The sequence below is a fragment of the Azospirillum sp. TSO22-1 genome (assembly GCF_003116015.1).
GTDB lineage: Bacteria > Pseudomonadota > Alphaproteobacteria > Azospirillales > Azospirillaceae > Azospirillum.
Window position 1 is genome coordinate 1 of record NZ_LGQZ01000060.1, and the last position, 16,864, is coordinate 16,864.

The 16,864-nt window shown below is 71.8% G+C and carries 12 protein-coding genes; 2 read left to right on the plus strand and 10 right to left on the minus strand.

Annotated elements, in window-relative coordinates:
* The 3 genes from TSO221_RS16140 to TSO221_RS16150 all read right to left on the minus strand — a co-directional run.
* A partial coding sequence (locus TSO221_RS16140; protein ID WP_158284113.1) for a filamentous hemagglutinin N-terminal domain-containing protein occupies positions 1–2,073 on the minus strand: 2,073 nt, incomplete at its 3' end.
* 81 nt (positions 2,074–2,154) lie between these two features.
* Entirely contained in the window at positions 2,155–3,981 is a 1,827-nt protein-coding gene (locus tag TSO221_RS16145; protein ID WP_109119540.1) for a hypothetical protein, read from the minus strand.
* 90 nt (positions 3,982–4,071) lie between these two features.
* On the minus strand, positions 4,072–4,713 hold the full coding sequence (locus TSO221_RS16150; RefSeq protein WP_109119541.1) for a response regulator transcription factor: 642 nt from the start codon (positions 4,711–4,713) through the stop codon (positions 4,072–4,074).
* Positions 4,714–5,331: 618 nt separating this feature from the next.
* Here TSO221_RS16150 and TSO221_RS35050 point away from each other — a divergent pair.
* Positions 5,332–5,556, plus strand: coding sequence for a hypothetical protein (locus TSO221_RS35050; RefSeq protein ID WP_146208829.1), 225 nt, complete (start codon positions 5,332–5,334; stop codon positions 5,554–5,556).
* Positions 5,557–6,130: 574 nt separating this feature from the next.
* Here the strand turns inward: TSO221_RS35050 and TSO221_RS16155 are convergent.
* The 5 genes from TSO221_RS16155 to TSO221_RS16175 all read right to left on the minus strand — a co-directional run bounded on the left by TSO221_RS16155 (position 6,131) and on the right by TSO221_RS16175 (position 11,097).
* Complete coding sequence (locus tag TSO221_RS16155) at positions 6,131–7,849, minus strand: GMC family oxidoreductase (RefSeq protein WP_109119542.1); 1,719 nt, start codon at positions 7,847–7,849, stop codon at positions 6,131–6,133.
* 208 nt (positions 7,850–8,057) lie between these two features.
* Positions 8,058–8,900 carry a hypothetical protein gene (locus TSO221_RS16160; protein ID WP_146208830.1) on the minus strand — a complete coding sequence of 281 codons (843 nt, stop codon included), beginning with the start codon at positions 8,898–8,900 and terminating at the stop codon, positions 8,058–8,060.
* A 101-nt stretch (positions 8,901–9,001) separates the two neighbouring features.
* Positions 9,002–9,937, minus strand: a complete 936-nt coding sequence (ppk2, locus tag TSO221_RS16165; RefSeq protein WP_109119544.1) for a polyphosphate kinase 2 — start codon at positions 9,935–9,937, stop codon at positions 9,002–9,004.
* A 96-nt stretch (positions 9,938–10,033) separates the two neighbouring features.
* Positions 10,034–10,489: a hemerythrin domain-containing protein gene (locus tag TSO221_RS16170; protein WP_109119545.1), complete on the minus strand. Its 456-nt coding sequence runs from the start codon at positions 10,487–10,489 to the stop codon at positions 10,034–10,036.
* Between the two features lie 14 nt (positions 10,490–10,503).
* On the minus strand, positions 10,504–11,097 hold the full coding sequence (locus TSO221_RS16175; protein WP_109119546.1) for a hypothetical protein: 594 nt from the start codon (positions 11,095–11,097) through the stop codon (positions 10,504–10,506).
* 164 nt (positions 11,098–11,261) lie between these two features.
* Between TSO221_RS16175 and TSO221_RS16180 the strand changes: the two genes are divergently transcribed.
* Complete coding sequence (locus tag TSO221_RS16180) at positions 11,262–13,796, plus strand: ATP-binding protein (protein ID WP_109119547.1); 2,535 nt, start codon at positions 11,262–11,264, stop codon at positions 13,794–13,796.
* A gap of 140 nt (positions 13,797–13,936) precedes the next feature.
* Here the strand turns inward: TSO221_RS16180 and TSO221_RS16185 are convergent, their stop codons facing one another.
* Both TSO221_RS16185 and TSO221_RS16190 read right to left on the minus strand, forming a co-directional pair.
* Positions 13,937–15,556: an AMP-binding protein gene (locus TSO221_RS16185; RefSeq protein ID WP_109119548.1), complete on the minus strand. Its 1,620-nt coding sequence runs from the start codon at positions 15,554–15,556 to the stop codon at positions 13,937–13,939.
* 120 nt (positions 15,557–15,676) lie between these two features.
* Positions 15,677–16,864 (minus strand): GNAT family N-acetyltransferase (locus tag TSO221_RS16190; protein ID WP_146208831.1); only part of this gene is annotated, 1,188 nt, incomplete at its 5' end.

Here is a 16,864-nt window from a genome sequence, read left to right on the forward strand (position 1 = left end):
GCCCCAGGTCACCGCCCCGGCGCTGGCGGCGGTGCCGTTGGCCCAATTGCTGCTGCGAACGACATAGTTGCCGTTGCTCAGCACCGTCACGCCGCCGCTGCCCACCAGATCGGTGGCGCTGGTGCCGACGAGGCTGTTGGCGGCGGACACCGTGCCGGCGACGCCGGCGGTACCGCTGCCCCAGGTCACCGCCCCGGCGCTGGCGGCGGTACCGTTGGCCCAATTGCTGCTGCGAACGACATAGTTGCCGTTGCCCAATGCGGTGACGCCGGTGCTGCCCACGGCATCGCCGGCCGTGGTGCCGGTCAGTGTCGAGATCAGGGCGCCCGTGGTGCCGTCGAACAGATAGACGGCCCCGGCGTTGGCGCCGCCGGTGTCGTCGCCGCTGCTGGTCACCACCACGTTGCCGCCGGACAGCGCCCGCACGGTCGCGCCGAAATTGTTGCCGCTGGCCGGCGCCGGGTCGGTCAGCTCGAACTGCGGGTAGGACGCCGCGTCCGAGATGGTGATGTTCTTGGGATCGAGCAGCAGCCTGCCCGCCTTCCCCGCCGCGGCCCCCGCGTCCACCACGCCGGCGAAATGCAGGCTGTCCTTCGACGACACCTCGACGAAGCCGCCGTCGCCGCCCGCCGCCCCGCCGCGCGCCCGGACGGTCCCGGCGAAGGTCGTCTTCTCGTCCGACCACACGACGACCCGTCCGCCCGTCCCGCCGGTCCGCGCGTCGGCCGTCAGCGTGGTCGCCGGGGTGGCCAGCGTCAGGCGCGCCCGCGGGGCGTCGCCGCCGCCCTGGTAGTCGCCGCCCACCCGGATGGCGCCGCCGCCGGTGCCGCCCGAGGCGTCCACCGCGGCGCCGACCAGCCGCACCGCGTCGCCGAACAGGTCGACGCGGCCGCCGGCGGTCGATCCCGTCGCCTCGACGCGGCCGGAGGCGAACAGCGAGCCCACCCCGGTCAGCGACACCGTGCCGCCGGCCCCGCCGCGGCCGTTGGCCGTGGTCCGGGCGCCGCTGGTGTCGATGTAGCGCGTGGTGGCGTGCACCGCGACCCGGCCGCCGTCGCCGGTCCGGCCGTCGGCGGCGATGCGGCCCTGGTTGACCACCCGGCCGGCCGTCACCGACACCGTGCCCCCCCGGCTTCCCCGCGCCGCCAGCGTGCCGGTGTGCATCGCCATGCCGTCGGGGGCGGCGAGGTCGATGCGCCCGCCGGTGCCGTCGGCGTTCCTCGCCGTCACCTTGCCCTCGGTGACGACGTGGCCGCCCGCACCGTCGCTTCCGGCGGCCGTCAGCCAGACGCGCCCCTCGCGGCTCTCCGATCCGGTGGCGCGGATCACGCCGCCGTTGTTGCCGGCCAGCGCGTAGATGTTGCCGCCCGCCGCCTTCAGCTCGACCTGCGCCGCCTCGATGCGGCCGGAGGTCTCGACCGTGCCGCCGCCGTTGCCGACCCGGACGAAGACGCGCTCGCCCCCCTGGCCGGTCTCGGCCAGCAGGATCTCGGTGCCCGAGGCCAGGGCCGCCGTGCCCTTCGGCGCGGCGATCTCGCCGCGGTTCACCACGTCGCGCGCGATCAGCACGACGTCGCCGCCGGTGGAGCTGATCTTGCCGAGGTTGGTGACGGTCCCCGCCGCCTCGCCCTTGAACAGCAGGCTGCCGCCCGCCATGAAATGCGCGTCCGGCACGTCGCGGGTCGAGGCCACGAAGGAGCCGCCGGTGACGACGACGCCCGAGGCGCCGACCACCACGCCCTGCGGGTTGACCAGGTACAGCGTGCCCGTCGCCCGCAGCGTGCCCATGATCTCGGACAGGTTGCCGCCGGTGACGCGGTTCAGCGTGGCGCCCGCCCCGTTGTTGATCTGGACGGTGCCGCCCGCCCCGATGGAGAAATCCGTCCAGGTGACGACGCCGCGCGCCGAGGTCTGGGTGACCGTCAGGGCGGCGCCGGACTGCGCGATGGTGCCGCTGCCCGCGACGAAGGCGCCGCCGGTCGGCAGCGCCGGCGTTCCCGCGACGCCGGACAGCGGCCACAGCAGCGCCGTCGTCGACAACAGAACGGCGCGGATTTGACGGGCGACCGGCATGCTTTGCCCCTGGTGGACCAGGGGGCGACGATAGCTCCCGCCATTCCGGCCGGACATCCCATGAATATGGGATGGACGGGATCAGGGCAGCCGGGTCGGCAGGTCCAGGATGACCGTCGTTCCCGCCGCGCCGGACTCGATGGCCAGGACGGCTCCCAGGCCTTCGGCCCGCCGCCGCATGTTGCCCATGCCGTAGCTTCCCGGACGGGCGGTGGCGCCGCCGCGCCCGTGATCGCGCAAGGACAGGCGCACGCTGCGGCCGGCCGCCGGCGACGGCCCGGCCTCGAACAGCAGGGTTTCCGAGCCGCTGTGGCGCACGGCGTTGGTGGTCGCCTCCTGCAGGATGCGGTAGATGGCGAGCGCGCCACCGGGATGCAGGCCCTTCAATTCGAGGGTCGGCGCCATCCGCCAGACCAGCGTCATGCCCTGGGCGGTCACCTGCGGCTCGATCCGTTCGCGGAACAGGGCGAGCATGACGCCGAGATCCTCCCCGTAATCGTCGAGCGAGGCGACGATCAGCCGCAGGTCGGCCAGCGCGGCGCGGACGGTGTCGGCCACCGTGTTCGGCGCGGTGCCCTGGAGTTCGCACAGGGACAGGATGGACACCAGGTGGCCGGCGATGCCGTCGTGAAGGTCGCTCATCAGGCGGACGCGCTCGGCTTCGAGCACAGCGGCCTGGGCCTGGGCCTGCTCGCGCTCGAAACTGTGGCGCAGGGCTTCCTCCGCCGCCGCCACCTCCCGCTTCAGATGGGCGTTGAACCGATCCAGCGTGTTCATGGTCGCGGCGAAGCGCCACATGAACACCGCGCTGAAGCTCGCCATGACGAGGGGGGCGACGAAGCGGGTGAGCAGCACGTCGCTTTCATTGAGCGCGTTGCGAAAAATGAACCAGTCGTGGACGATGAAGACCAGGGCCAGCAGGAAGCTGCCGAACAGCAGCAGCGCCTCGCTGTTGCGTTTCAGGAACGCCACCCGGAACACGACCGCAACCGCGCCCAGCATGCCGACGACGACGGCCGGAATGAAGAGTCTGGCCATCAGCCATTGATGCGTCTCCGCCGGCAGCGTCAGGAAGCTGGTGAACACGCCTGCGGGCAGCAGCAGAAAGATCCAGATGGGGACCGGCGGCCGGCGGCCGACGAACAGCCATGCCAGCGGCAGGACGAGGCTGCCGCTGACGAACCGGCCATGGTTGGCGAGATACAGGATGTCGTCGTCCAGGATGTCGCCGAGAAGGGCCGGCAGGGACGACAGCGTCTGGAACAGCAGGACGGCGCCGACCAGGAGAAAGATCGTCTCCCGTGGGCGGGCCGCCCACATGATCAGCATTCCCAATCCCATGGCCACCTGCCAGCCGTCGACGAGCCGCGGCAGGGTCGAGAACAGGAAGGTCCGGCGGTTGTGGTCGGGGCGCAGAAGGGTGTCGGGTCCGACCGCGACGCGGTCCAGAAAGCCCGGCCGTGTCCCCCGCCAGGCCAGGGTGATCAGGAATTCGTTGTCGCCGGACCGCAGAAGCGGCGACGGCAGGGGAATCAGCATCGGTACGGGCGTCCAGCTCTCGGCCGCCGACTGCTGCCATTCGCTGGTGGCCACGAAGGCACCGTTCAGGAAAACGGTCACTTTGCCCCGGAAGGACGGGATGTAGAGCGACGTCAGCCGGTCATCGGCCGTCTGGTGCCGGTGGACGATGCGGAGGGTGGGGGCACATTGGTCCGCCCCCTGACGCTGCGGGCAGCGGTAGGGCAGCTCCACCATCCTCGACGCCGTCGCCGGTTGATCCGCCCCCTCGCCGGGAACGGTCATCGCCGCCTCCCGGATGTACAGGGCGGCCTCGTCGGCCGAGGGCGGCGCGATCTTGAGAACGAACCAGCCGGCAATGGCCGGAAAGCCCAGGGATATGACGAGCAAGGCATACCACAGCCGCGTGGCCCTGCGCGGCCGCGGCGCTGTCGCTTCGTCCGCGGTGGATGGCGCGGTGGATGGAAAGCTCGTCAACGCTCAGGGGCCGATGCTGATGATCTTGTGGTTGATCGCGGTGAACACCGCCTCGCCGCGGGAATTGACCTCGAGCTTCCGGTAGATGTTCTTGATGTGGGTCAGGACGGTGTTGCGGGAAATGCCCAGCCGTTCGGCGATGTCGCCGTAGGTGAAGCCCTTGGCGATGCCCCAGAGGATGTCGATCTCCCGTTCGGTCAGGGCGGGGGGCGACGGCTCGCTGGCGGCGGGGGGCGGGCTGGCCTGGACCCGGCGGACGATGGTCCGGGCAATCGACGTCGAGATCGGCGAGCGGCCGGCGACCAGATCGAGGACCGAGCCCACCAGATCGACCGAGGTCGAGTCCTTCAGGATGTAGCCGGCGGCCCCGGCCTCGATGGCGGCGAGCACGCTGCGTTCGTCCCCCAGCACCGAGACGACCATGATCTCCATGGCCGGGTAGAGCCGCCGGGTCGTGCGGATCAGGTCGAGGCCGCTGCCGTCGGGCAGCTTCAGGTCGGTGACGAGCACCGCCGGGACGTGGGCGGCGCAGAGGTCCTGCGCCTGCTCCAGGGTCGCCGCGACGGCGACCAGTTCCAGGGACTCCGAACCGCGCAGGATGGAGACCATCCGCTCCCGAATGGGCGCATCGTCTTCCACCAGCATCACACGGATCCGGTGATCAGCCCCCGCGACCGTTCGCGAATCGTTGGTTGGCACGGTTGACGCTCCCTGGGTCCTGATGTGGTCGCGCGTCGGCCTGATCACCTCGGCAGCGGGAAACAGTCCCCATCCGTTGCGGATTTTGCCGGTCCGGGTCGATGAAGGGTTGGGGCGACAGGATAGCGAGAGCCGGAGAGGAGCCACAATACCCAAGATATGTGAGGCCGACCGGCTCCGCCGAGCTGTTGCGGCCGGGGAACCTAGCGATCCAGAACGTTGATCGATGTCCCGCCCGGTCACGTCCCTGAGCGTGGTAAGGAGCCATGGGACATGCCCCGCACCCTGGCCGTCCGCTACCGTCTGGCCCCGAAGACGGTAGCCGTGCGCTGCCAGATTGGGTGCAGGTCGCCGGCATTGTCTCGCTGAGAGCGCTAAAATGGCGTTTCGTCTCATGAATAGGCGCCAACTGCTGTCAATGATTGGACTTCGCATCGAGTGGCAGGCGCTCTCCGCTCTCATCTATGTCCAAATCCGACAACCGTCTTGCCCATGCGGGCAAGGGGCTGGACGTCGCGGCCGCGCCCACGGCCTTGCTCTCAAAACCACCTGCATTATCCGACCATGCGCGAGAAGGTGCTCGCACCGGAGCTGGTCGCGGCGCGGCGGCGCGGCGCCGGGGAATGCGGGCTGGTCGACACTGCCAGGGATGTCCTGACTGGCGATCTCGGATCCGTGGAGAACGGTACGGACGTTACCGAGGCCGCCAAGGGCAGCCGCGAGGCACTCCTCAGCTTCCTGGATGGCTCCGGAGAAGAATCGCCGGCAAGGGCGACACCCTGGACCTGACAGGCAGGACATGTCTCACGCATCGTGAACCAGCCTCCATGATCTCGGGTCCGTCTCAAACAATGCGGGTTCCGTCTCACCTAATTCGAGCCGAAACCCGCATTCAATCTCACGAAATCCGGTCCCGGAATCGGTCAGAATCTCGGGCCAGACGGCCGATGATCTCGGGCCGCTATAGGGACTGATCATCGCTCAGGGCTTGGCCGGCACCGTAATCGCCAACCAGCCGGCGGTCCTCGGGCATCCACATCGGCGGTCTCCGGCAGGGGATGTTCCCTGTCAACAGACGACGCGTCGGGCCCTCACCACGCCAGCGTCAACTTTCGAAACGGGCTGTCAATACCGGCAACGAAGCAGATCGTCGTCGATCAGCACGGTGATCCCAAACGAAACAAATCAGCGCACGGCATGTGCACATATTTTTGTACGGTACCAACCTCAGCCCGAATTCAGTCTTGGAGCCCAGGTGCAAACTTTACAAACCCAACTCGTTGCGCGCTTACGTTATATCAATGAGTTGGCCGACAACGAAGTGCAAACATTTTTGTCCGCAAACGGCCGCCCCGTCCTTGCGCTACGCCGCCATCTGGCCCCGGGCCGCGATGCTCGCGGCCTGTTCGCCCCGCGCCCGCATCTTCAGGTGATCGGCCAGACGCACCGCCAGCGCCACGATGGTCAGCGTCGGGTTGGCGTGGCCGCAGGTGGGGAAGACGGCGCTGCCGGTGACGAACAGCCCCGGCGTGCCGAACACCTCGCCATTTGCATCCACCACGCCGTCCCGCAGCGAGGCCGCCATGCGCGCGGTGCCCATGTGGTGGCCACCGATCGGCGTCGAGTCGCGCGCCTGCGCCTCCAGCGACCGCTCGTCGAGGTCCAGCCGGGCGCAGCCGGACCGCGCGAAGGCGTCGCGCAGCACACGGAACGTGCGCAGGATGCTGTCGACGTCCTGCTCGGTCATCCGCCAGTCGATGTGCAGGCGCGGCACGCCGAAGGCGTCGGTGTCCGCACCCAGCCCGACGCGGCTGTCGGGGTTGGGCACCTGCTCCATGTTGAAGTCCAGCGGGTAGACGCCGTTCCGGTTGCGCACGACCACGTGGGGCAGCTTCCGCTGCGGCAGAATGCGCCGCCGCACCCAGTCGGCGCCGAAGCGACCGACCGGAACCGTGTCGCGCGCGACGTTGCCGACGTGCGCCGCCCAGAACCGCCAGTCCTGCACCATGCGGTCGCGCTGCGCCCGCTCGATGGTGGCGATTTTGCGCCGGTATTCCGGCAGGACGCAGTCCTTCGCCAGGTACACCGCGGAGAGGATGCCGTTGCGGTGCGCCGGGTTGGAAATGAACGGGAAGTGCAGCCGGAACGTCGCGTTCATCAGGCCGTGGCGGCGCTGCGCGTCGGCGTTCAGGCAGAACTTGCGCCGGACGTAGACGCCGTCGGCGGTGCGCTCGAAATCGACCACCGCCGGGCGTGCCTGCGGCGTCAGGCACAGCCGGCCCAGCGTGTTCTCGATATGGCACATGTAGAAGCGCCCGAGCCGGCCGGACTCGTTGCCCAGGCCGCCGCGCCGGCTGCCGTCCGACGCCAGCAGCAGCCGCGTCGCCTCCAGCCCGCCCGCCGCGATCACCGTGAAGCGCGGCCGCACCGCGAAGCGCCGCTGCGGTTCGCCGGCGCAGGCCAGCGCGGTCACCGCGCCGGACTCCGCCGTCTCCACCCGCAGGCAATGGGCATGCGCCAGGATGCGGACGTTGGAGGCGTGCCGCAGCCGCGGCAGGTAGGCCCTGCCGAAATCGGTGGGCTCGCTGAACCGCTCGATGCGGTCGGTATCGATGACGTCGCTGCGGAAGCCGGAGATGGTCTCCGGCGCGTCGGCGCCCAGCGCCTCCGGCACCGTGTAGGCGCAAGCGCCGCTGCGCAGGTAGTCGTGCGCCCGCCGGTAGAACGGCGCCACCTCGTCCCACCCCACGGGCCATCCGCTGTGGGGGACATAGGGGCGCGCCTCGAAGTCGATGGGGTCCAGGGGCACGCAGCGTCCGCCCCAGACCGCGGTGGCGCCGCCCAGCCCGTGCCGGCGGTACAGATGCGCCGGAGCGTGCGGCGAGGACGGCGCCACGCTGCCCTGCAGCGGATCCTGCTCGGCGGCGTGGAAGCTGGTGCCGCCGGCCTCGAGCAGCAGCACCGACAGCGGGCCGCCGGCCAGTTCGCAGGCGATCGCGATGCCGGCGGCGCCGGCGCCGACGATGCAGACATCGCAATCGAGAACGGCCTTCTCGTCAAGGCTGCGGGCATCGAGCAGCATGGGCACCGCCACTGGCTGGAGGGAGCGCTCAAACCCACAGAACGACAGGGGTTTTGCCCGATTTCTAGGCGAAAGACGGCGGCGCCGCAAAGCAGCGTTGGCGGTATCGCCGTCGGTGCGCTCGTCCCGACCGGCGTAACGCAGCCCGCCTAGCCGGCCGCAGGCCCCTTGGCCGGGGCCCCCGCAAAGAGGATCGGCGCCGCCGCCGTCAGGACGGCGACCAGTCCTCCGTCCCCTCGCCTTCGTCGCCGGTCCAGCGGCCGGACACCGTGCCGTCCGGCGCCACGCGCAGGTCGTAGCGGAACGGCTCGCCGTCGTTGCGGCCTTCGATGACCAGGCGGTTGCCGGTCAGCGTGCCGACACCGTTGTAGATCACCCCGTCGATGTCCCAGCGCATCCGGTAGCGGTCGCCGTCCGGGCGCAGCGTCACCGTGCCGTCGTAGGTGATGTCGTCGCCGTTGGTCCCCCTCACCCGGTAACGCTGGGCGAGGCGCCCGCTCATCGGGGGAGACGGGGCGAGGTCCGGCATCGCCTTGGCCGGGCGCGGCGCGGCGCTGGCGGTCCGCACCGGCGCCGGCGTGCGCACCGGGACGCCGTTGACCAGGGTCGGCCCGACCTGGGCGCCCGGCGGCAGCGGCGGCTTCAGCTGCTCGCAGCCCGAGGTGCAGATCCGCGTCGCCGCCACCTGCCCGCCGCACGCCGCGTAGCAGTCGTTGTAGTCGACCTTGCACTGCGCCTCGCTGCTTTGGCAGGAGGAGGAGTTGTCGAAGTACGACAGGCTGTACTGCGGTTTCTCGCCCCGCCGCAGCGTGCTGAGGTAGCGGTTGTAGGAGCGCTCGGCCCGACGGTGGGCGTCGGCCTTGCAGGCGTCCACGGAGTAGCGCGCCTCGCGCACGCACTGGAAGCGGCCGGCCTCGCACTGCTGGATGCAGGCCATCCCGTTGCCGCCCGACGGCGGCGTGTAGGCGTAGCGCGTCTCGATCATCGGGCCGCAGGCGGTCAGCGCCACCGCGGCCAGCAGGGACAGCAGAAACAATCGCAGATCACGCACCGGCGGCCTCTCCCCATGGCGCCCCGCAAACGGAGGCTCACGGGGAGTACCGCATTTGAAATCCCGCCGCGTCAAGCCGCCCGATGCCCGGCGCGCCCGGCTCAATACACCTCCGGCACCCAGTTCTGCTTCGATTTCTTCGGCCGCTTGTAGCCGTCGTCGCCCTGCCGCGGCGGCAGCTCCAGTTCGACCGGCGCGATGTCCTTGTAGGGGATCCGCTGCAGCAGATGCTGGATGCAATTGAGCCGCGCCCGCTTCTTGTTGTCGGCATCGACGATGTACCAGGGCGTCAGCTTCTTGTCGGTGTGCTCCAGCATGAGGTCCTTGGCCTTGGAGTACTCGACCCAGTGCTTGCGGGATTCGAGGTCCATCGGGCTCAGCTTCCAGCGCTTGATCGGGTTGCGCATGCGCTCGTGGAAGCGTTTCTCCTGCTCCTCGTCGCTGACCGAGAACCAGTACTTGACGAGGATGATGCCGGAGCGGACCAGCATCTCCTCGAACAGCGGGCAGGCGCGCAGGAACTCATGATATTCCTCGTCGGTGCAGAAGCCCATCACCCGCTCGACGCCGGCACGGTTGTACCAGCTGCGGTCGAACAGGACGATCTCGCCCTTCGCCGGCAGCTGCGCCACGTAGCGCTGGAAGTACCACTGCCCGCGCTCCTTCTCGGTCGGCGTGCCGAGCGCCACGATGCGGCAGACGCGGGGGTTGAGGCTCTCGGTGATGCGCTTGATGACGCCGCCCTTGCCGGCGGCGTCGCGCCCCTCGAACAGCACGCAGACCTTCAGGCCGTTCACGCGCACCCATTCCTGCAGCTTGATCAGCTCGAACTGCAGGTGCGCCAGCTCGTCCACGTACTTGTGCTTCTTGCCGGGCTTGGCCGGCTTGTCCTCGGCGACGTCCTTCCAGTGGGCCTCGATGGCGGCCACCTCCCTGGCGTCGCGCAGCACCTCGCCGCCGGTGGCCGGCGCGTCGAGGCCGAGGTCCTTCAGCCTCGGGGCCTTCTTTTTCTTGATGACCGCCTTCACCTCGTCCATCGCTGCCTTCCCCCGCGATCAGCTTCCCCACCAATCGACGGTAGGGGAAGCCGGCGCGGCAGGCAACGGCGCGCACGGGTACCGCGACGATGTGCCCTAAGCCCGGGGCAGCGGCGCCAGGGCGGCCAGCGCGTGCGTCTTGCGCTCGTCGAAGAGGCGGCCCAGCTCGCCGGCGCGCTCGTCGGGCAGCGCCTCGCGGGCCTCCTCGAACAGCTCCTCCTCCTCCTCGTCCAGGTGGTGGCGCAGCAGCTCGCCCAGCACCTGCAGCTTGGCGGTCCAGGCGCCGCTGTCGGCGGGCATGGCGTTCAGTTCCTCGGCCAGGCCGTTGATCATGTGGTGCTCGTTCAGCCCCTCCATGGTCTCCGCCCTGGCGTCCTTATGGCGGGCCAGCGCCGCGTAGAACACCGCCTCCTCCACCTTGCCGTGCGCCCACAGCTCGCGCTGGAACTCCTCGAAGGTGGCGCGGCGGTTGTCCGCCCCAGGATCCTCGATGCGCTCCAGCAGGGCGCGCAAAGTGTCGTGGTCGTGCTTGATGCGGTCGAAGATGTCCATGATCGCTCGTGTCCTCACTTGCCGTCACCCCCATCAGAATGCCCGGGCGGCGCGGATGTTCCGGATCCGGTCAGCGCCGGTGGGGGCATCCCGGCGGCGAGGTCCAGCTCGGCGCGCAGTGGCGGCAGCAGCGCCGCCGCCACGGCCTGCTCGGGGCCGGCGGTCCAGCCCTCCAGCGCCACGATCAACGCGGGGTAGTCCTGGCGGACGCGCTCGGCAAGCACCGCGGCCAGCGACTCCGCCGGCTGGGCGCGGATCGCTTCCGCCCCTGCCGGCCCCTCCCCGGGCGGCGGCGCGCCCTGCGCACGGATCAGCCGGTCGAGGCGGCGGCCGAGGTCGGCCTGGGTCAGCGCCACCCGCCCGGCGAAGCGCCCGTCGCCGAGCACGGCGATGCGCCACAGCTCGTCCGCGGTGCGCGCCAGCCGGCGCAGCGTCTCCGTCGGCACGGCGGCGGGAGCCGGCAGCGGCGGCGGTTCGGCGGGGGGCGGCACCGCCTCGGCCGGCTGGTCGGCGGGCGGTGGATCGGCCGGGTCCTGCGCCCCGGCTCCCGAGGCGCCCCCGGAAACGGCGAGCGCCAAACCCGCGACGATGAGCATCCGGATCCGCATGCCGGTACAACCGCCCGCCGGCGCGAAGCTCTCGTGGAAGGTGCGGCGAAATGCGCCATGACCTTCGTTGAGTGCCCTATCGCCATTGGCTAGGGTGCGGCGGCGTGGCGAGCAAGAGTAGCGTCACCGCAACGTTTTGCGCGTGGCGGGGAGTTTCGGGAAGCGTGCGGACACTCTGGGCCACCGAGCGGCTGCTGGCGTGGACGATGGCGTTCAGCCTCGTCGCCGGCATCGGACTCTTCGGCGCGCTGGCCTACCTGGACCGGCTGAGCACCCTGGAGGAGGCGAAGGAGACCCTGCACCGCACCGTCGGCCTGATGGAAGGCCACGCCCGCATCGCCGTCGAGGCGGAAGGCGTCATCCTGTCCAACATGGCCGCCCTGCTGACCGGCACCGAGCCCGCCGCCTTGCGCGACACCCCTGCGGCGTGGGAGGGGCTGACCCGCCTCAAGGCCGAGATGCCGGCGATCCAGTCGCTGTGGATCCTCGACGCCCGGGGCGACGTGGCGCTGACCAGCGTCCGGCGCGACCTGCCCCGGATGAACTTCGCCGACCGCGAATATTTCTCGGCGCATACCGGGCCGGCCGACGTCGGCACCTTCGTCAGCCCGATGATCTGGGGCCGCGTCACCGGCAGCTTCCTGTTCGCCGTCAGCCGGGCGGTGCGCGCACCCGACGGCGCGCTGCGGGCGGTGGTCGAATCCTCCATCGAAGCCACCCATTTCGTCAGCTTCTACGAGAGCCTGAAGCCAGTCCCCGGCGCCTCGTTCACGCTGTTCCGCGACGACGGCGACGTGGTGATCCGCTTCCCGCTGCCGAAGCGGGAGGTCCGGCTCAGCTCCGCACGCTCCGAGCTGTTCACCACGCTGCTGAAGCAGGCGCCGGAGGGCATCGTGCAGGCGCGCTCGACCCTCGACGGGGTGGAGCGGCTGGGCGCCTACAAGCGCGTGGCGGGGTGGCCGCTGGTGGTGTTCGCCGGCGTGCCGGTGGACACCGTGTTCGAAGACTGGTGGGCGCGCACCCGGCGCAACGCGCTGCTGACCGGCGGCGTGCTGACGGCGCTGTGCGGCATGATCGGCTTCGGCATCCGCAACGTCCGGCGCGAGCGGCGGGCCGAGGCGGCGGCGCAGGCGGCGAACCTGCGGCTCGATCTGGTGCTGAACGCCGCCGGTGCCGGCGTCTTCACCATCGACCTGCGGGCCGGCACCGTCGACTGGGGGCCCGGCATCCGCGCCATCTTCGGCTTCCCCGAGGACGAGCCGGCCAGCCTGGAGCGCTGGATGGGGGTGATCGTGCCGGAAGACCGCGACCGCGTGGCCGCGATCCGCCGCGCGACGCTGGCGGAGCGCCGGGCGCACGCCACCTTCGAGTACCGCATCGCCCACCCGGATCTCGGGGAGCGCTGGGTGCTCGCCGCCTCCAACGTCCATTACGCCGCCGACGGCACGCCGCTGCGCACGGTGGGCGTCAACTTCGACATCACCCGCCTGAAGCAGGCGGAGATCCAGGCCGAGCGCGCCCGCGACGAGGCGCTGGCCGCCAAGGACCACGCGCTGCACGCCAAGGCGGAGGCGGAGCGCGCCAACCTCGCCAAGTCGAAGTTCCTCGCCGCCGCCAGCCACGACCTGCGCCAGCCGGTGCAGTCGCTGGTGCTGCTGCTGGCCTCGGTGGAAAGCCACACGCGGGAGCGGCCGGCGCTGGCCCGCCCGGTGGCGATGATGGAAGGCGCGCTGGGGGCGCTGAACCGCCTGCTGACCAGCCTGCTGGACGTGTCGCGCCTCGACGCCGGGGTGGTGGCGCCGTCGCCGGCCGACCTCTCCGCCGCCGACCTGCTGGGCAAGCTGGACGCCGAATACCGCCTGCGCGCCGAGCAGCGCGGCCTGCGCCTGCGCACCGTGGCGTGCCCGGCCTGGGTGCGCTCCGACCCGGTGCTGCTGGAGCGGATCCTGCGCAACCTGATCGAGAACGCGCTGCAGTACACCCGCGAGGGCGGCATCCTGCTGGGCTGCCGGCGGCGCGGCGGCAAGGTGCTGCTGCAGGTCTTCGACACCGGCGCCGGCATCCCGGATGACCAGCAGGAGACGGTCTTCGAGGAGTTCTTCCAGATGCACAACCCCGGCCGCGACCAGTCCAAGGGGCTGGGGCTGGGGCTGGCCATCGTCAAGCGCATCGCCCGCCTGCTGGGGGCCACGGTGGAGGTGCGCTCGACGCCCGGCCGCGGCTCGTGCTTCACGGTGGCGCTGGACGCCGTCGCCGCCCCGGCGGAGCGCACCGCCCCGGCCAGGCGCGCCGCGGCGCCGTCCGGCGGGACGCTGCTCGTCATCGAGGACGACGGGATCGTCCGCGTCGGACTGCAGATGACGGTGGAGGGCTGGGGCTACCGGGTCGCCGCTGCCGCGTCGGGCGAGGAGGCGCTGGCCCTCGTCGCCGAGCGCGGCGTCGATCCGGACGCGGTGGTCGCCGACTACCGCCTGGGCGAGGGCATGAACGGCGTGCAGGCGGTGCTGGCGGTCCGCCACACGCTCGGCCGCCCGGTGCCGGCGGTCATCGTGACCGGCGACACCGCGCCCGAACGCATCCAGGAGGTGCATTCCAGCGGCATCGGCATCCTGCACAAGCCCTACGGCGCCGACGAGCTGCACCAGCGCCTCGCCGAGCTGCTCGCCGAGCGGGCACGCGTGGCGGTGGGCGGGGAGTAACAAAAAGCCCTTCTCCCCTTGAGGGAGAAGGGTTTGGGATGAGGGGGCGTAGCCGCCGGCAGGCGGCGGAAGAAACGGGCCGGTTCCGCCGGCGCCCCCCTCTCCCCAACCCCTCTCCCTCAAGGGGAGAGGGGCTCACGTCACCCCGCCCCGTCCTCCAGCGTCGACAGATCCCCCTCCGGCAACCCCAGTTCGCGCGCCTTCAGCAGGCGGCGCAGGATCTTGCCGCTGCGGGTGTGCGGCAGCGACGGCGCCACGGCGATCTCCTTCGGCGCCAGCGCCGGCCCCAGGCGCCGGCGGGCGTGCCCCAGCAGCTCCGCCGCCAGCGCGTCGCTCCACGCAACACCCGGCTTCAGCGCGACGAAGGCCTTCACGATCTCGCCCGCCACCGGGTCCGGTTTGCCGATGACGCCGGCCTCGGCGACCGCCGGGTGCTCCAGCAGCACGCTCTCCACCTCGAACGGCCCGATCCGGTGGCCGGAAGCCTTGATGACGTCGTCGGCCCGCCCGACGAAGCGGAACAGCCCGTCCGCGCCGCGCCGCACCAGGTCGCCGGTGCGGTACCAGCCCTCGGCGAAGCAGGCGGCGGTGCGCGCCGGATCGTCCAGGTAGCCGCGGAACAGCGACGGCCAGGGCGGGCGCAGCACCAGCTCCCCCACGCCCTCGGCGTCCGGCCGCCACACTTCGGCCCCGATGCCCGGCAGCGGCGCCCCTAGGACGCCGGGCGTGGCGTCGCGGTTGGCCAGCATGATGCTGCCGGTCTCGGTCTGCCACCACGTGTCGTGGAACGGCCGGCCGAGCGTCCGGCGGCTCCACAGCACCGCCTCGGGGTTCAGCGGCTCGCCGACGCTGGCGAGGTGGCGCAGGCTGGTCAGGTCGAAGCGGCGCGGCAGATCGTCGCCGGCGCGCATCAGCAGGCGGATGGCGGTCGGCGTGCTGTACCAGACGGCGACGCGCTGCCGCTCGATCAGGCCGTACCAGCGCGCCGTGTCGAAGTCGCCCTCGTCCAGCACCACCGTCGCCCCGCAGGCGAGCGGCGCCAGCACGCCGTACACCGTCCCGGTCACCCAGCCCGGATCGGCGGTGCACCAGTAGACGTCCCCCGGCCGCAGGTCGAGCGCAGCACGCGCCGAGGCGACCTGCGCCACGACGGCGTCGTGCGCGGTCAGCGCTCCCTTGGGCGCCCCCGTCGTGCCGCTGGTGAAGTGCAGCAGCGCCGGATCGTCCGGCCCGGTCGGCGCGACGGGAACCTGCGGGTCGGCGGCCCCCAGCAGCGCGGCGAGGTCGTGCGTCCCCTCCGGCGCGTCGCCGCCGGCGATCAGCGCGTGCGGCACGTCCAGCGGCCCCTTGCGCCGCCACAGCGCCGCGGTGGTGACCACGGCCCGCGCCCGCCCCAGCGCGAGGCGCAGCCGCAGCGGCTCCGGCCCGAAGGCGGCGTACAGCGGTGCGGCGACGCAGCCGGCCTTCAGCGTGCCGAGCAGCGCGACGACGAGATCCGGCACCCGCGGCAGCAGCGTGAACACCGTTTCGCCCCGCCGCACGCCGAGCCGGCGCAGCGCGTCGGCGAAGCGGCTGCTGTGTTCGGCCAGGTCGGCGTAGGTGAGCGTCCGCTCGGCACCGTCGCGGCCGACCCAGCGCAGAGCGGGGGCTTCGCCATGGCCCAACGCGACATGCCGGTCCGCCGCCGCCCAGCCCATGTTGAGCCCTGCGGGTCCGGACAGCTCGGCGCGGATCGCGGCCCAGGAAGAGGAATCGCTCATTGCCCCCACCCTAACCCTCCCCCGCTTCGCAGGGGAGGGAACTCCGCCGTTTTTCCCCCTCCCCTGCGAAGCGGGGGAGGGGTTGGGGGTGGGGGCGATACGCACGCATCTCACCTGTCCTCACAGCATCAGCGACACGTGCACCACCCCCGGATCGTCGACGCTGACCTTCCGCTTGAACCCCAGCGCCTCGCACAGCCGCAGCATGGCGCGGTTCTCCATCAGCACCTCGCCGAACACCTCGCGCAGACCGCGCGAGCGCGCGTGGTCGAGGATGCGGCGCATCAGCACCGGCCCCAGGCCCAGGCCGGCCATGTCGTGCGCCAGCATGATGGCGAACTCGGCGCGCTCCAGGTCGGCGTCGGCGGACAGGTGCACGGCACCATGCACCGCCGCCGTCCCAGGCGGCCCGGGATCCGCCACCACCAACCCCATGTCGCGGTCGTAGTCGATCTGCGACATGCGGGCGGCGGTGGCGTGCGTCAGCTCGGCCTTGGGGGCGAAGAAGCGCAGGCGCACCTCGTCGGCGGTCAGGCGGGCGAACATCGCCTTCAGCGCCGGCTCGTCCTCCGGCAGCACCGGGCGCACCGCGAAGGCCCGCCCGTCCGGCAGCGGCAGCGCGCGTTCCAGCTCGGTCGGATAGGGCCGGATCGCCGGCGGCGTGCGCGGAGACCCGGCCGGCAGCAGGTCCACCGAGGCGCCGCCCGGGCCGAGCGTCAGCCCGGCCACATCCTCGCGCTCGGCCACCAGCTGCGCCAGCCGCACGAGGTCGGGCGCCGCCGCGTCGTCCACCACCGCGCGCGCCAGCGCCAGGTTGAGCGGCGGCAGCACCACGGAGCCGCCCACCGCCAGCACCGGCCCGAACAGCGGATCGACGCGCATCGACGCGCTCAGCCCCGCGCCGACGCCGTAGGCGGCGAGCAGCGCCATCGCCTCCGCCCCTTCCAGCCGCAGCCGCCCGTCGGCGCGCGCCACGGCGGCCAGCGAGTCCGCCACCGCGCGGTCGGGCGGCGGGCCGGACGGGATGGAGGGCGGCGTCTCGGTCAGCAGCTCCTGGTTCCGGCGGTGCGCCGCCATGTGCAGGAAGGCGCGCGCCGCCCGGTCGGGGGTGTCGAACACCGGCACGTGGTGGCCGGCCAGGGCCGGGGCCGCGCGCTCGGCGTCGCGCTCGCCCAGCCAGCTGGTCAGCACCGGCAGGCGGATGGACGGCATGGCCTCGGCCACCGCGCGCGCCGCGTCGCCGGCCGGCGCCAGGGCGGTCGGCGCGTGCAGCAGCAGCACGGCGTCGGCCGCGCGCTCCGCCTGCAC

Coding starts and splice junctions, on each gene's coding strand:
- TSO221_RS16150 (WP_109119541.1), bottom strand. CDS start 4,713: ATGCTGGTGGAAGACGATGCGCCCATTCGGGAGCGGATGGTCTCCATC.
- TSO221_RS35050 (WP_146208829.1), top strand. CDS start 5,332: ATGCGCGAGAAGGTGCTCGCACCGGAGCTGGTCGCGGCGCGGCGGCGC.
- TSO221_RS16155 (WP_109119542.1), bottom strand. CDS start 7,849: ATGCTGCTCGATGCCCGCAGCCTTGACGAGAAGGCCGTTCTCGATTGC.
- ppk2 (WP_109119544.1), bottom strand. CDS start 9,937: ATGGACGAGGTGAAGGCGGTCATCAAGAAAAAGAAGGCCCCGAGGCTG.
- TSO221_RS16170 (WP_109119545.1), bottom strand. CDS start 10,489: ATGGACATCTTCGACCGCATCAAGCACGACCACGACACTTTGCGCGCC.
- TSO221_RS16175 (WP_109119546.1), bottom strand. CDS start 11,097: ATGCGGATCCGGATGCTCATCGTCGCGGGTTTGGCGCTCGCCGTTTCC.
- TSO221_RS16185 (WP_109119548.1), bottom strand. CDS start 15,556: ATGAGCGATTCCTCTTCCTGGGCCGCGATCCGCGCCGAGCTGTCCGGA.